Genomic DNA, 17,068 nt, shown 5'->3' on the forward strand with positions numbered 1-17,068 from the left:
ACTCTCCCCCTTTACTTAACTTGAGATTCATATATTTCTCTATAGGTAGGACAATTTTTTAATAACTCTTCATGAGTTCCAAGTCCCATACACATTCCGTCATCTAAAACTAAAATTTTATCTGCTGAAATAATAGAACTAATTCTTTGAGAAATTATTATGGTATTAGTATCTTTTAAATTTTCTCTTAAAGATTGGCGAAGCTTTTTATCTGTTTCATAGTCTAAAGCACTTAAACTATCATCTAAAATAATTAATGTAGGTTTTTTAACTAATGCTCTTGCAATAGCTAAACGTTGCTTTTGTCCTCCTGAAAAATTCTTTCCACCCTCATATATAACAGAATCAATATTATCTTTCATTTTACTAACAAAGTCATAAGCCTGAGCAGCTTTTAAAGCCTCTATTACTTCTTCATCAGTAGCATCTTCTTTTCCCCACCTAATATTTTCACTTATAGTACCTGTAAATAATACTGATTTTTGAGGAACTATACCAATTTCTTCGTGTAAAAAACTCTGAGATAACTTTCTTACATCTTTTCCTTTAAATAATACTTTACCTTCTGTTGTATCATAGAATCTTGGTATTAGATTGGCTACAGTAGATTTACCACTACCTGTTGTTCCAACAACTCCAAAGACTTCTCCCTTTTTAATTGAAAAAGATAAATCTGATAAGACTTCTTCAGTATTATATCTAAAAGATACATTATCAAAAGCTACAATCTCCTTAACACTTAATATTTCTTCTGAAATATCATCTAACCTTTCCTCATCTCTAATACTTGGTTCACATTCTAAAACTTCATTTATTCTAGCAGAAGAAGCTGATGCCTTAGTAAAAGTAACTAATAAGTTTGCAACTATTATTAAAGTTAATAAAACTTGTGTTATATAATTTATCAAAATAACAATATCACCTTGAGTTAAGCTTCCTATATTTACATTAATTCCTCCAACATAAAGTAACACTATAATTCCCATATTCATTATAAGCGAAGTTATAGGATTCATTAATGCAGATAAATTTGTAACCCTAATATAAGCTTTTGATACATCTTCTGTTGCCTCTTTCATACGAGTACTCTCATTTTCATGTCTTGCAAAAGCCCTAATTACACGAACACCAGTTAAATTTTCTCTAAGAACATGACCTAGGTTGTCCATTCTTCCTTGAGCATTTTTATATAATGGTAAAGTTTTTATCATGATTATAGCTATTACTAAAACAAATATAGGAATTAAAACTACAAATATTAAAGACATCTTAGTATCTATGTATATTGACATTACCATAGCACCAACACATAAAAAAGGGGCTCTACTTACGAGTCTAATTAACATAGCAACTGCCCAAACCACCTGATTTACATCATTAGTCATTCTATTAATCAATGTAGAATTACCAAACCTATCTATATCTGCATAAGAAAATAAAGATATTTTTCTTAATAGTTCTTTTCTAATATCATTACCAACATTTTGACATGTATAAGAAGCATAGTATTGACATAAAGTAGCTGATGCTAATCCTATACTTATTATCAAGAACATTATTGCAGCCATTTTCCCTATATAAGACATATCTTTATTTACTATTCCAATATCTATTATTTTCCCCATAAAAATAGGTAATAGTAGCTCCAAACCAGCTTCAAATAATTTAGCTCCTGAGCCTATTACCGTTTCTTTTATATAGGGTTTAAGAAATCTGCTTAGTTTAAACACTATTTCTTCCTCCCTTTAAATTTATTTTATTCCTTTTTATTGTACATCAATATATAAAAATATGACAATAAATTTTCCTAATAATTAAAGTATTACATGTTTATTCTCTATTACTTTAATGAATTTATAAACCTAATGTAATCATGGCAATAAGCGGTTTATGAAAAGACTTATGACTTAAATCTGGAATTGTTGAACTTCCAGCACTACTTAAAATTCTCTTTTGCATCCTTTGTCACGATACAAATTCACAAATAAAGTACTTATCAAAACATTCTTTATCCTACTTAATCTTGAAAAAATTATTATAAGAACCTTTTTTCACCTGGTTCTAAAAATCTTTCAGTAATTGCAATTTGTAATCCTTGTGAAATTGTAAAGATTTCTTCAAATTTACGCTGTTCTCAATCAAACAAAAAAGGAAAGTTGAATCTCAACTTCCCTTTTGGTAGATCCTACATTTTTACGCCTAAAATCTTTAATTGTTCATTAATTTCAGCTTCAAGCTCAGCAATTTCTTTATTATCTTGTTCTAATAGCCTATTTACTTCTTCTAAATCAATAGGTTCCTCTTCTTCGAATGTATCAACATAACGTGGTATATTTAAATTGAAATCATTTTCTCTAATTTCATCAATTGATGCTACATGAGCATATTTTTCAACATCTTTACGCTCTTTAAATGTGTTAATAATTTTATTGATATCTTCATCTCTTAAGTTATTTTGATTTTTACACTTTTCAAAATCATTACTTGCATCAATAAATAATATGTCTTTATTTTTACGATTCTTCTTTAACACTAAAACTACTGTTGGAATACTTGTTCCATAAAATAAATTTGATGGTAATCCTATTACTGTATCTAAATAATTTTTCCCAATTAAAGTTTCTCTTATTTTCCCCTCTGCTGCACCTCTAAATAATACACCATGAGGTAATACAATAGCCATTGTTCCACTATTATTCAAATGATAGATACTATGCAATATAAATGCATAATCTGCTTTTGAAGCAGGTGCTAACTTACCATATTCACTAAACCGTGGATCTTTCAATTTAGTTTCATTGTTATCCCACTTTGCTGAATACGGCGGATTTGCAACTACTGCATCAAAGCTACGTGGCTGGTCAATTCCTTTTACATTTGGTCCATCCGGCCAATCACTTTCCAACGTATCAGCATTATTTAATACCATATTGTTATATGATATACCATGCATCATCAAATTCATTCGTGCTAAGTTATATGTTGTTGTATTCAATTCTTGGCCAAAATACTTAATAATAGTACCATTAGGTAACTCTTGTCCCACAGTAAGTAATAAAGAACCTGACCCCATTGTTGGATCATATACACTAAATAATTCATCAGATTTTTCTACACCTTCTGTTACTACTTTAGCTAAAATTTTGCTTACTTGATGTGGTGTATAAAATTCTCCACCTTTTTTACCTGCACTTGCTGCAAATTGACCAATTAAATATTCGTATATTTCACCTAAGATATCTTTTCCGTCTTCCACTCTATATTCTATACTATCAACTAACTTTACTATGTTATTAAGTGATTTAGCACGTTCATTTGTAGAACTTCCTAGACGAGAATCCCCTAAATTAATATCATTAAATACGCCTCTGAAATCTTTTGCTGCTTCTTTATTTAATTCAGCATTTTTATTAAAGTTATCAAAAATAGTTTGATAATCACTAGGAATAACTTGAGAATCATTAATTTTATTAATTAAAGACTGCCATGTATCCTTTGGAGCAATTGCATACCCTAAGCTTGATGAAATATCTTGTAAGTAATCTTCTAATTCCGACTCATCTACCTGTGAATTATAAGATTCATTAATAGACTCCCCCTCTATAATGTCAAGAACGTGATTCTTTACCAAATACTCCTCTTGGTGTTCTGATAAATACCTATAAAACATAAATGCTAATATATAGTTCTTATACTCAGATGCATCCATAGTTCCACGTAACTCATTAGCCATTGCCCATAATTTACTCGTAATTGATTGTATGTTATAACTCATTATTTTTATTTCCTTTCTCTAATTAATTTTCTATATAAATTTAATCAAAAATTCACCTTAAACTAATATTTTACTCTAAACAAACATCTGTTGTTGAAGACCTCTCTTCTGCTTTTGTAAATGTTCTAGCTTACGCTGATGAATGGTGATGAGGTTATCTAGATCCTTGAAAAATAAACCTATCTTTTTCTGTTCGGCTATATCAATCGGTAACAGCGTAGCAATTTTTGCAAATTCTTTCATGCCAATTCCCTTTGCTGTTCCACCTGAAGAATTTGCTTGCAACTTATCTTGAAACAAAGGACTACTTAACAATGTTGCCAGAAAATTGTTATCTAATTTATCTGGCGAAGTTTTAAATGCAACGGCACGTTGATTTAATATATATCCATTATTATCAGGAACTTGAGCAATATTCCCTAATGGTGCTTCAGTAGTAAAAAGAACATCACCTTTTTCTAATCGTTCATTACCCATCCACCTATCAAATAGTTCTTGGTCTCCATATTTCGCATCTACAGATTTATCAATATATCCGTTTTTTACATTCAATGCAGAAAGGACCAAATATCCTGAATCACCCCAAGACATACCAAATTTTGTCGGACTCTTTCCACGGTAGTCAAGAACTTTCTCGACTTGTTCAAGAATCTTACGCTGTTCCCAAGGGTCAGTAAATCCTGGAAATCTAAGTTCCGGATATTTATCTCCATCTTTCGGAAACATTTTTTGTAGTAACCCTTTCTTCTGATCTTTTAAGTGCTCTAACTTACGCTGATGAAGGGTGATGAAGTTGTCAAGTTGTTGAAAATATGCAGCAATTTTTTCTTGCTCAATTAAAGATGGAAAAGATACATCTATATTTTTCAATTTTTCAAAATATAAATTTGTTACGCTTCCCCCCTCAACTCTAATAGCAAATTCACCTTGAAGTGTTGCGTTAAACATGGTTGCTGTGAACAATGGATTTTGTTCTGTATTATAGACAGAAATCATTTCACCAATCGCTACATTTGGTATAGATAGCCATGTGCAGTGATTATAATCCATCGGATCTTCACCAACTCGAGGAATCAAAACTTCTGTGCCTTTGCTAAATCGTAGTATATCAACTGGCATATTTGTATAAGAATATACCTTATCAATTTTTGTCCCGAATTTAGTGTATAACTCACCATATCTAATGCATGGAGTTGTTGCATCTTCTGTTACAGACCATTTAGGACAGCTATGTCCGTAATAAAATGACCCCACATCACCGATCTTACGCTGTTCCCAAGGATCTGTAAAACCTGGAAATCTTATTTTAGGTACATTTTTCTCATTTTTATCCATTTTATCTCCTATCTAACTATACATTATTTTTTCTTAATTAATTATCTACTTGTTCATCTGCTAATTTATACAAAGCATCACGTAAACTGTTGCGATACTTAATCTTAGATAGACTTTGTACTTCTTTATCATGTGCTAATGTTGAATACTTCAATGTTGCCTTTGTGATTATATCTGTTATTTTCCCATTATCATCCAAATCCTGTAATCCATAACGATGATTGCTAAATAACTCTCTCATCTCTGCATTTTTTATAACATCTGTAATTCCCCATTTAACTCTAAAATCTAAAAATACTCTATCTAAAGTTACATTATTAGCTTGTTGAATAATAATCTCACTGCTATCTAATTTAACTGGATATTTTACATTAGCATCTGCTGGTGGATAATATCCTTTTATAATAGCATTTGCAGCATTCTTAATTTTATTAGCGTAACTTCTATCCTCCAAACCATTAGCAAATTGGTCTATTCTATCCTTAGTAGTTTTAGCCTCTTGTTTTTTACCTTCATGCACTTCATTTAACAGTTGTTCTACCAATTCAGTTAAATAATCATAATCAATTTTAACATCTTTAACATGCGTCATCTTTAATTCAATTTGATAAAATGGTATATTCTTTTCCTTTGCCAGATGTTGCCTTAATTCGTTTGTTAACACTGTTGTAAGCATAACTTCTTGTTCACTTGTCATACCTAACATTTCAATTAACTCATCAGGATTATCATAGTTAAAGCCTACAGTATTACCATTAACTTCTTCAGCGTTAAATTGCTTTAATTTTGCCATACCAGAGCTGTAATCACGTATTAATTCCAACATTTCTTCTTTTTTCTTCTCTGATGGTGGTAACTGTTGAAATTCCTTGGTTAAACTACTTAATTTTTCAACTGTCTCTTTTACTTCATTAAATACATTTACAAAAGGCTTAGCTACAATTCCATCATTTTTATTAGATTCACGTTGTTCCTCATCTGATAAAACTGCTGAATCCTTATTTGCATAAATTGCTAAAGCTTTATTCATAAGCTTCTCATTATGTGCAGGCCAACGATAATTAACAATACGCCCCCAAGGCTTTTCTTGCATATCAGAAATACGATTTGTTCTTGAATATGCCTGTATAAGTCCAGCCCCTTTTAATGTCCTATCAACGTAAAGAGTATTAAGCTCTGGTGCATCAAATCCTGTTAGAAGTTGATCTACAACAATTACAATATCTAAGAAATTCTTATCTACTGCACTTTTATTTAAACGACTTGTAACATCTTGTGTATATGCTGCAACATCATCCATACCAAAACTTGTACGAAATTCTTTATTATAAATATCTATTGCTTCAAACAAACCTCTATTAGTTTCAAGCATACTGTTATTATTAGAATTATTTAAACTAAATGTAATTGCAACCTTTAATACTTGTCCTCCATTTTTTCTATTTTCATTATTTACTCGTTGAAATTCTCTAAAATACATCATCGCCATTGGTGTACTAGCTTTCCCTCCACCTACATGTGTTGTGAATAATGCATTATATTTCCCCTCATTTGAACGATTTCTCCAGTTAGAAAAAATATCCTTAACTACAAGTTTTATATGATCAATATTTTCATCATAAAAACTCGGTTCTACTGCATCATCCATATCTTCTTGACTCAAATTATTTATTTTTTGTTGAATCTTCTCTTCTGACCAACTTGGGTAGCTTTCTTTATAGAAAGCTGGTAGATATTCTTTTTTCATTTGTTCTTCATCAATAGTTGTTTCAAAATCAACCTTAAATCCTAAAACATTTCTATCTGCAATAGCTTCACGAATTGTATAAGCATGTAAAAGAGATCCGAAAATATCCTCTGTTCTTAATCCACTTGTAGTATCATCAAACATTGGAGTACCAGTATAACCTATCCAAGCTGATTTTTTAAAAGCCTTTTGAATTTTTTCAAAACTTTCTCCTCCAGTTGAACGATGAGCCTCATCAACAATAAAAACTATGTTTTTGTCAGGAGACTTAAAAGATGCACGTTTCACTAAAGTATCTAGCTTTTGAACAGATGTTACAATTATATTATTATCCTTACTTTTCAATTTTCTACTTAAATCTGTTGTATTGTAAGTATCTTGAACACTACCAACAACATCATCACTAGAATCTGGATCATAAGCTTTATAATTCTCATTGGTTTGTTTAGTTAAAGCTATTCTATCTACTACAAAAACCACTTTGTCCACTTTTGGCATACGACTTGCAAGCCATGCTGTTTTAAAACTAGTTATAGTTTTCCCCGATCCAGTAGTGTGCCAAATATATCCAGCCTTATTTATCCCTAATTCAAAATCAACTCTCTTTAATTCTTCAATTACATTTTGTGTTGCATATACTTGATATGGTCTCATTACCTTTAAAGTTTTATTATTTTTGGTACCATCTAAAATCATATAATTGGTAGCCATTTGATGTGCCATTGGGATACTTAACATTGAATCTGCAAACTCTTTCCAATTTCGTACAATTGAACTATCACTTTTTCTTTGCCAGTTAAAAGCAAAATCCTTATTGAACTTATCAGCTGTAGTATTTGCCATATACTTCACGTTATTTGGAGTAATTGCCACTAAGATTTGTAATGTTGAAAAAATATCACCATATTGATTTTCATCACAATATTGATGCATTTGATTTAATGCTTCATTTACATCATGAGTATCCCGTTTTTCTTCTATTTGTATTATTGGTAATCCATTTATTAAAAGTGTAGTATCAAAACGACGATCTTGCTTCCCATTAATAACTGCAGGACGATTAATTTGATTAACTACTTGATATACTGTATTCCCTGCACCAATTTGCTTTTGATCGAAAACTGTTAAAAACACATGACGCCCATCATCTAAATCAATCTCAATTTGTGATACACCATTAAGTCCATATAAAAATTGTCCTGCTTCATATGGTGTCTTAATACCAGAAATAATCTTCTTAACTTGATTAAACTCAACAACACTTAAAGGATTATCAAGAGTATTTTGATTATTTCTTTCAAGAATTTCTTTGAAATTATTCCAAAGTTGTTCTGTTGTCTTAATTTTTGGCTCATAAGTCCATAGCTTTGATTTAACTACATAATCTACATTCTTCTCTTCCGCTATAGTATATCCGCCTAACCCTTCTAAATGCTCAGGTTTAGTTATAGCTCCAGTAGTAATATATTGTATTAATTCTGTCTCAAATTTGTTTTCTGTCATTATTTACTCCCCTCCTCTAAGTTTGCTAATATAATTATGGATTCAAGCTTAGCTGCTCTATATTTAAGAGCCTCAAGTCTTAAATGATTAAAATAAATTTGTCCAATTTTTCTTTGTTTATCAATAGAAGGAATTTTAGGTATTTCAAGTTCTTTAAGCTGTTTTAGAGTATATTTTAAAACTTGAGATCCTTGAAGCCCAAACATAAGTTGCTTCCTTATCATTTTATTTTCATTAATCATATACACTAAAAACTTTAAATCAATATCATTCCTAGGTAATAATTTGACATAGTTCTGTGTATAAAGATATCCTTCATGACTCTTTCTTACAATAGTAGCCATTCCACTAACTAAACTAAATATAACATCATTCTCACATAATGTACTTATCTTATCATAAGTTCTAACTTGTTTATTCTCTATTTTTTCTGATATAATCCCAACCAAATCATCTGTTAAATCTGTTTGACTATAGTAAGTAAATACAGGTGCACTTTCATCAACAACTTCTCTAATTCTAAATTGAGGTGAACCACTTATAAATTCAACTAATTCATTTAACTTATTCATGTTTATTTTTCCTTTCTATAATTTATTAAAATCTATCTAAGCATAATCACATCATTAATTATTGATAAGAGGTGAGCTAAACTATAGTTTAATAACACCTCTTACATATAATTGAATTCATTAAGATACCGTTTAATAGTCTATATACTATTTACATATTACTAATTTAGTCATCCTCAACTATGCAGCTTTATCAGTATTTGCCTCAGGATTATTCTTAATTAATTCTTTTCTTTTTTCCCATTTTTCATGTTTATCAATGCTTTCCTCAGATAATTTTTTAACTTTATATTTCTCTATCTTTTTATATCTTCTTAACACATTGTTTAAACATACCTTATCAGCATCCGACTTGATAAAACCTCCCTTATCAGTTGTTGTATCTTTTGTCCAAGTTATCTTAGAAATATATGATACCATGACAGAATCATATATAATTTCAACATATTCTTCAACATTATTAAGGTAAATCCTACACACTTCCGTACCATCAGTATATCTTACATATACAATATCATTTCTTTCTCTTGTATCTCTCCTGTGTGCAAAGTAATCATTTTTTAAATACATATATTTGTATTCTATAATCTTTTTCATTTTTATCCTTCTTTCTATAAATTTTTATCTATATAAATTCAAGAAAAAAAGGTATTATAATTTCACTGTTTCCCCACTTTCCCTTATTCTAATTATACCAAAAGCATTGACAACAAAAATTGCTGACCTTATAATTTTATTGAAACGAATTAAAATTATATATTACTTTTGAAAGATAAAACAGTTTGAAGCACTGTTCTATCTTTTCTTTTTACCTTGAATTTTTTTATATTATTTTTATATAACTTATCCTGTTTACTTTTATAAATGTTTTATTGATCTATAAAAGTAACTTCATCCTATAACCCACAACTTATTTTGTGCCTTTTTAAAATTAAATTTTCATCTTATGAATATATACTACCACAAAAGGAATTAAATTACAATACTATTTTTCGTAGTTTTTAAAAATTACATTTTTATTTATTATAAGTACGTACTTATAATAGTATTTCTTTTTAAACATAAAAATGCACACCCCTAATGAAAATGCCACTAATGGATGTGCACAATTATTAAAAACAACTACAATTTCTATAAAAAACCTCTAAAAATTTATCAATATAAATAAAAATCCACGATATTTATATCGTGGATTTATTGGTGGAGTCGAGGCGTATAGAACCTCCATGCTAATTTGTGCAAAAAAGCGGATCATAAAAAATCCACTTTAAACTTTATCTAGAATTTCAGCTAAATCATCTTCTAACATTCTTAGAATTTAGGATTTATCTCTTCCATCTGTATTCTTTTTAAATCCTTTTGTCTTAGTCTTGTTTCTTCCATTATTTTATCCCAAGACTCACCTGCTATTATCATTTGCTTTGCTTTTTCGTAAACTTGATTTTCAGTTTCTCTATTCATGGTATTCCTCCAAATAATATTTTCTTTTATATTATTTGTGAAACTTAGATCAATTATACTAATCCTATATCTTCTCTAAAATACTTGTCCTTAAAGTCAACCTTTTCTATAGTCTTATAAGCATCTTTTCTAGATTCTTCTATTGTTTCCCCAACTCCAACTACTGAAAGAACTCTTCCTCCATTAGTTTTTAAAGTTTCATCTTCAAGCTTTGCTCCTGCTAAAAATACTTTATCTTTTATTTCATCTTCTATAGTTATTTCATATCCTTTAGGAAAACTTCCTGGATATCCTTTTGATGCTAAAACTACATTAACACAAGCTCCATTTTTCCATTTAATTTTTGTATTTTTTAAATCTTCTATTAATGCAGCTTCTATAAGCTCTAATAAGTCACTTTCCATTAAATTAAGTACTGATTGAGTTTCTGGATCTCCCATTCTCACGTTATATTCTAAAAGGTATGAGCCTTTTTTAGTTATCATAAGCCCAAAGAATATTATCCCTTTATAATCAAAACCTTCTTCTCTTATTCCAACTAAAGTTTTATTCATTATATTTTCTTCAAAATCTTTTAAAACCTCTTCTGTTACGTATGGATTAGGTGCTAAAACTCCCATTCCTCCAGTATTTGGACCTTTGCCACCATCAAAGATTTGCTTATGATCCTTTGCTGATATAAATGGAATTATAGTCTTTCCATCTGTTATTGAAAGTATTGAAGCTTCTACCCCATCTAAAAATTCTTCTATAACTATTTTTTGTCCTGCTCCATTAAATATATCATCAACCATAAAAGATTTTACTGCATCTATAGCTTCTTCTTTATTTTCACAAATAGCAACTCCCTTTCCAGCAGCTAATCCATCAGCCTTAACTACTGTAGGATAAGGACAAGTTTCTAAGTAATCTAAAGCTTTGTTTGCATCATAAAAAACTTCATACTCAGCAGTTTTAACTCCATACTTTTTCATAAAATCCTTAGAAAAACTCTTACTCCCTTCAAGCATTGCAGCCTTTTCACTAGGTCCAAAAATCTTAAGACCTTCCATCTTAAACCTATCAACAATCCCCTTAGTTAAAGGATCCTCAGGCCCAACAACAGTTAAATCAATAGAATTCTCCAAAGCAAACTTTAAAAGTTCATCTATATCAGTAATATCTATATTTTCACACTTACTTTCCCTAGCAGTTCCCCCATTACCAGGAGCAACAAATATCTTTTTAACCCTATCATTCTTAGCAAGCTTCCAAGCCAAAGCATGCTCCCTTCCACCAGATCCAATTAATAAAATCTTCATCACAAATTACCTCCAAGTAGTACTATTTATTCTCTATAATCCCAATGCTACTTTTACTATAATATTTACGTAAAACGACTAAGCACTAACTTAACGTCTAGGAAACATAGAAATTTTTACGGAGGTATATATTGAAATAAGCAATTAGTATTTCAATATTCTTTGAGGTGTAATTGCGTTAAAAATTTCAGTTGTCTGAGCAAAGCGAGTTACTGAAATTTAGAAATTATACCGATAAGAATATTAGAAATACTCTGCAAAATCATATAACATCCTGTAGCAATAATTTCTCTATTTTCCTAACCACTATTTTAGTCACATTAGCACTGGAAGATTAGAAATATTGAGGAAGGCGATATCACAATGAGCAACTAGTATTTCATTGTAATAATATCCATTCTCTCTCTCATCCCAATGCTATTCCCACTATGGTATTTACATATAAAAACGCCTAATCATTTATTAACGTCTAGGAAAGAGAGAAATTCTTACGGAAGTTTATATTGCAATGAGTAGTAAGTATTTCAATGTTCTTTGAAGCATAATTGCGTTAAGAATTTAAGTTGTCTGACCGTAGGGAGTTACTTAAATTTAGCTATTCTGCTGAAAAGAACATTAGAAATACTCTATGAAATTGCATAATAAACTGTAGTAATAATTTCTCTCTTTCCTCAAGACTAATGCTTAAAATGTCTAACCCCCGTAAATACCATGGCAATCCCATGCTCATTACAAGCATCAATTGACTCTTGATCCCTCACTGATCCACCTGGTTGTATTATTGCTTTAATTCCATTCTTAGCACATTCATCAACTACATCTCTAAATGGGAAGAATGCATCTGAGGCTAAAACTGTTGCACCATTCCCTCTTTGTAGTGCTTCCTCCGTTGCCCAGATTCTATTAACTTGTCCTCCACCTATTCCAACTGCTACTTTATCTTTTATAGCAACTATTGCATTAGATTTAACGTATTTAACTACTTTCATACCAAATAGTAAATCTGTCATTTCTTCTTTAGTTGGTGCTTTTTCTGTTACTACTTTTAATTCATCAATTAGATTTTTATCTTCTTCTTGAACTAGTATTCCACCATCAACTGTTACCATATATTTTTTATCTTTTGGAGTGTTGTTGCACTTAATTACTCTTAGGTTCTTTTTAGTTTTTAAAACTTCTAAAGCATCTTCATCAAAATCTGGTGCTGCTACTACTTCTAAGAATATTTTTACCATTTCTTCTGCTGTAGCTTTATCTATCTTTCTATTTATTGCTACTATTCCACCAAAAATTGATGTTGGATCTGCATCATGTGCCTTTTTATAAACTTCAAAAGGAGTTTCTCCAATAGCTACTCCACAAGGTGTATTATGTTTAAGTCCACAGCAAGCTACTTCCTCAAATTCAGAGGCAACTTTCCAAGCTATATCTAAGTCTTTAATATTATTGTAAGATAACTCTTTACCATTTAATATTTCAAAACTATTCATAGCTCCATCAAATTCTGTTGAGCTGTAGTAAGCTGCACTTTGGTGTGGGTTTTCTCCATATCTTAAGGTTTGCTTTTTCTTGTAGGATATTGAAAGGTATTCTGGATATTCTTCATCTTCTAATAAAAAGTTTGATATTGCTGCATCATATGCACTCATTAAATTAAATACTTTTCCTGCTAATTTTTTTCTTAAAGCTAATGAAACATCTCCACTTTCAGATATTTCTTCCATAACAGCCTTATAATCTTCTTTATCTGAAATAACTACTACATCTTTAAAATTCTTAGCTGCTGCTCTAAGCATTGTAGGTCCACCAATATCTATAAATTCAATCTTTTCATCAAAGCTTAAATCTTCTCTAAGCTTTTGAAAGAATGGATATAAATTAACTATAACCATATCTATAGTTTCAATATTTCTTTCTTTAATAGTATCCATATGTTCTTCATTATCTCTTATAGCAAGTATTCCTGCATGGATGATAGGATGAAGAGTTTTAACCCTTCCGTCTAACATCTCTGGGAAATCAGTAACTTCGTTAACTTCAATAACATTAACTCCATTATCCTTAAGATGTTTATAAGTACCACCTGTAGATATTATTTCAACACCTTTATCTTGTAAAAAATTAGAGAACTCTAAAATACCCTCTTTATCAAAAACACTAACTAACGCTCTTTTAATCAACTTAAAAACCCCTTTCTTTCAATGGACTATTGCTATTAGAATTATTTAATAAATTATCAATCTTTAATTGTTAATTGGATTTATTCTTGCTTTTACATTTATAATTTCTACTTTGTCTTTACTTATTAAATCAATTGCTTTAGGCAATATTATATGTTCTTTTTCTAATACTCTTTTTTGCAATTCTTCTTTTGTATCTTCAAAGTAAACTGGCACCACTTCTTGTAGTATTATTGCTCCACCATCTACTTCTTCATTTACAAAGTGCACTGTACAACCTGAATATTTTACTCCTGAATTTATAACAGCTTCATGAACCTTTAACCCGTACATTCTTGGTTCACAAAAGCTTGGTATTAATGATGGATGTATGTTTATTATCTTATTTTTAAATTCTTTAAGGATATCTCCTTGTAGTATTGAAAGGTATCCGGCAAGGACTATTAAATCAACTTTTCCCTTAATTAATTCTAATATCTTATCTGATGTAGTATCTTTATATTCTTTTTTAGATACTACATAAGTCTTTATTCCTTTTTTCTTAGCTCGATCTAAAGCAAATATCCCCTCTTTACTTCCTATAACCATTTCTATTTTGCAATTTAATTTTCCATTATCTATTGAATCTATTATTGATTGAAGGTTTGTTCCTCCACCAGATGCAAGTACTGCTATTTTAAACAAACACCTTCACCTCCAGATGTTACATAACCTATTTCATAAGCCTTTTCTCCCATTTCAATTAAAGCTTTTATAACAGGCTCAGCATCTGCTTCATTAACACATAGTACAAACCCAATTCCCATATTGAAGGTATTGTACATATGATCTTTACCTACACCTTTTTCTATTATCTTTTCAAATATTAATTGTAATGGATAACTATCTTTTTTAATAACTGCTGTAAAGTTTTCTCCATTAAACATCCTTGGTACATTTTCTATAAATCCGCCACCTGTAATATGTGCCATTCCCTTTATTTCAAAGCTTTCAAGTAGTTTCAAAATTGGTTTTACATAAATTTTTGTTGGAGTTATTAGAGTCTTCCAAGCTTCTTTTCCACCTAGGTCTTCATTTAAATCTTCAAATAATTTTCTAACTAATGAGTAACCATTAGAGTGTAATCCTGAAGATGCAATACCTATTAGCTTATCTCCATCCTTTATATCTTTACCATTTATTATTTTATCTTTATCTACAATTCCTACTGCAAATCCTGCCATATCGTATTCGCCATCTCTATAAAACCCTGGCATTTCAGCAGTTTCTCCTCCAACTAAAGCACAATCTCCTTGAAGGCATCCTTCTGATACTCCTTTTACTAAATCAGAAGCAACTTCAGCCTCTAACTTTCCACAAGCTATATAGTCTAAGAAAAATAGTGGCTTTGCTCCATGGCATAAAATATCATTAACACACATTGCAACACAATCTATTCCTACTGTATCGTATTTTTTAGTTTTAAAAGCTATATCAAGCTTAGTTCCAACTCCATCTGTACCTGAAACTAAAACTGGTTTTTTGTATCCTTCTGGAAGTTCAACCATTCCAGCAAAGCTTCCAAGTCCATTTAATACATATTCACTCATTGTTTTGCTTGCATATTCTTTTATAAGCTTTACTGATTTATATCCTTCTTCTATATTAACTCCAGCTTCTTTATAAGTTATCATTTAACACACTACCTTTCAGCTTTTATTTTGCTTTTTCTATAGGTGTTGCTACTGGATATATTCCATTAAAGCAACCAACACAATATCCACAGTTTTCTTTAAAGCAACTATACATACCTTTTATACTTAAATATCCTAAACTATCTGATCCTATTGTTTCTCTTATTTCTTCAATTGATTTTTTAGATCCTATAAGCTCACTTCTATATGGAGTATCTATTCCAAAGTAGCAAGGAAATTTAACTATTGGTGAAGCTACTAAAAAATGTACTTCTTTTGCTCCTGCTCTTCTTAAGGACTCTACTAAATATTTTGATGTAGTTCCTCTTACTATTGAATCATCAATTAGTACAACTCTTTTTCCATTTACATTTACCTTAAGTGGGTTTAGTTTAACAGTTACAGCTTTTTCTCTGATTTCTTGAGAGGGTGTTATAAAGGTTCTACCTACATATCTATTTTTTATAAAACCTGTATCATAAGGTATTCCTGAAGCTTTTGAATAACCTATTGCTGCTGGTATTCCTGAGTCTGGAACTGCAACTACCACATCAGCTTCTATTTTATGCTCTTTAAATAATTGCTCCCCAGCTCTAACTCTTGATTCATGAACATCTAATCCATCAATAGTTGAGTCTGGTCTTGCAAAATATATATACTCAAAGGCACATGTTTGACATTGGGTGTTTTCTGAGTATTTATAAGATTTAATTCCTTTTTCATCTATAACAATTATTTCTCCTGGCTCAATATCTCTAACTAGTTCTGCTCCTATTGCATCTAAAGCACAGCTCTCTGATGATAATATATATCCTTCTTCTGTTTTTCCAAGGCATAAAGGTCTAATTCCATGTGGATCTCTAACTCCTATAAGCTTATTTTCTGTTAAGATTACCATTGCAAAAGAGCCTCTTATTGCTTGAATTGCATCAAATATAGCTCTTTCAATTCCTTTTTTAGCTCCTCTTGCTATAAGATTAGCTATAACCTCTGAATCTATTGATGTATGGAAAACATGTCCTCCATCTTCTAAAAGCTCTCTTATAACATCTGCATTAACTAAAGTACCATTATGAGCCATAGCTATAGACCCAAGTTTAGTCTTACTAAGTAATGGCTGTGCATTTTCAATTCTAGTATCTCCAGATGTTGAATACCTAACATGTCCTATTGCTGCAAAACCTTTAAGTTTCTCTAAATCTGTTTTAGAAAATGCTTCTGTTATAATCCCCATACCTTTATGAATATCAACTGTTTCTCCATTTGCTACAGCTATTCCAGCACTTTCTTGACCTCTATGTTGAAGTGCATATAAGCCATAATATGTCATAGAAGCAACATCCATAGGCTTATTTACATAAACACCAAAAACACCACATTCATCCTTAAATTTATCATTACTTGGATCTAAAATTAAATCTAAGCTCAAAACAATACCCCCTACAATTAATTCACAGTTAGTAATTGATTATTAACAATTGTTGATATAATTCATAAAAACTAATTTACTTAAATAAATTA

The 17,068-nt window shown here is 30.3% G+C and carries 12 protein-coding genes; all 12 read right to left on the bottom strand.

Annotated features, from left to right (window positions below):
- Positions 1-11: 11 nt before the first annotated feature.
- On the bottom strand, positions 12-1,730 hold the full coding sequence (locus ACH36K_RS15350; protein ID WP_411168480.1) for an ABC transporter ATP-binding protein: 1,719 nt from the start codon (positions 1,728-1,730) through the stop codon (positions 12-14).
- A 455-nt stretch (positions 1,731-2,185) separates the two neighbouring features.
- Positions 2,186-3,775: a type I restriction-modification system subunit M gene (locus tag ACH36K_RS15355; RefSeq protein ID WP_411168481.1), complete on the bottom strand. Its 1,590-nt coding sequence runs from the start codon at positions 3,773-3,775 to the stop codon at positions 2,186-2,188.
- 75 nt (positions 3,776-3,850) lie between these two features.
- Complete coding sequence (locus ACH36K_RS15360) at positions 3,851-5,110, bottom strand: restriction endonuclease subunit S (protein WP_411168482.1); 1,260 nt, start codon at positions 5,108-5,110, stop codon at positions 3,851-3,853.
- Between the two features lie 37 nt (positions 5,111-5,147).
- Complete coding sequence (locus ACH36K_RS15365; RefSeq protein WP_411168483.1) at positions 5,148-8,360, bottom strand: type I restriction endonuclease subunit R, EcoR124 family; 3,213 nt, start codon at positions 8,358-8,360, stop codon at positions 5,148-5,150.
- Entirely contained in the window at positions 8,360-8,932 is a 573-nt protein-coding gene (locus ACH36K_RS15370) for a restriction endonuclease subunit S (protein ID WP_411168484.1), read from the bottom strand. The genes ACH36K_RS15365 and ACH36K_RS15370 overlap by 1 nt, the downstream gene beginning before the upstream one ends.
- A 180-nt stretch (positions 8,933-9,112) precedes the next feature.
- Positions 9,113-9,529: a hypothetical protein gene (locus ACH36K_RS15375; protein WP_411168485.1), complete on the bottom strand. Its 417-nt coding sequence runs from the start codon at positions 9,527-9,529 to the stop codon at positions 9,113-9,115.
- Between the two features lie 714 nt (positions 9,530-10,243).
- A complete protein-coding gene (locus ACH36K_RS15380) occupies positions 10,244-10,393 on the bottom strand; it encodes a hypothetical protein (protein WP_411168486.1) in 150 nt (49 codons plus the stop codon).
- Positions 10,394-10,446: 53 nt separating this feature from the next.
- On the bottom strand, positions 10,447-11,694 hold the full coding sequence (gene purD / locus ACH36K_RS15385; RefSeq protein WP_411170714.1) for a phosphoribosylamine--glycine ligase: 1,248 nt from the start codon (positions 11,692-11,694) through the stop codon (positions 10,447-10,449).
- Positions 11,695-12,371: 677 nt separating this feature from the next.
- A complete protein-coding gene (gene purH, locus ACH36K_RS15390; RefSeq protein ID WP_411168487.1) occupies positions 12,372-13,874 on the bottom strand; it encodes a bifunctional phosphoribosylaminoimidazolecarboxamide formyltransferase/IMP cyclohydrolase in 1,503 nt (500 codons plus the stop codon).
- A 63-nt stretch (positions 13,875-13,937) separates the two neighbouring features.
- On the bottom strand, positions 13,938-14,558 hold the full coding sequence (gene purN, locus ACH36K_RS15395; RefSeq protein ID WP_411168488.1) for a phosphoribosylglycinamide formyltransferase: 621 nt from the start codon (positions 14,556-14,558) through the stop codon (positions 13,938-13,940).
- Positions 14,546-15,547: a phosphoribosylformylglycinamidine cyclo-ligase gene (gene purM, locus ACH36K_RS15400; protein WP_411168489.1), complete on the bottom strand. Its 1,002-nt coding sequence runs from the start codon at positions 15,545-15,547 to the stop codon at positions 14,546-14,548. The genes purN and purM overlap by 13 nt, the downstream gene beginning before the upstream one ends.
- A gap of 22 nt (positions 15,548-15,569) precedes the next feature.
- Complete coding sequence (purF, locus tag ACH36K_RS15405) at positions 15,570-16,976, bottom strand: amidophosphoribosyltransferase (protein WP_411168490.1); 1,407 nt, start codon at positions 16,974-16,976, stop codon at positions 15,570-15,572.
- Between the last annotated feature and the right edge of the window lie 92 nt (positions 16,977-17,068).

This window comes from Clostridium sp. MB05, from assembly GCF_046581255.1.
Taxonomy (GTDB): Bacteria; Bacillota; Clostridia; order Clostridiales; family Clostridiaceae; genus Clostridium.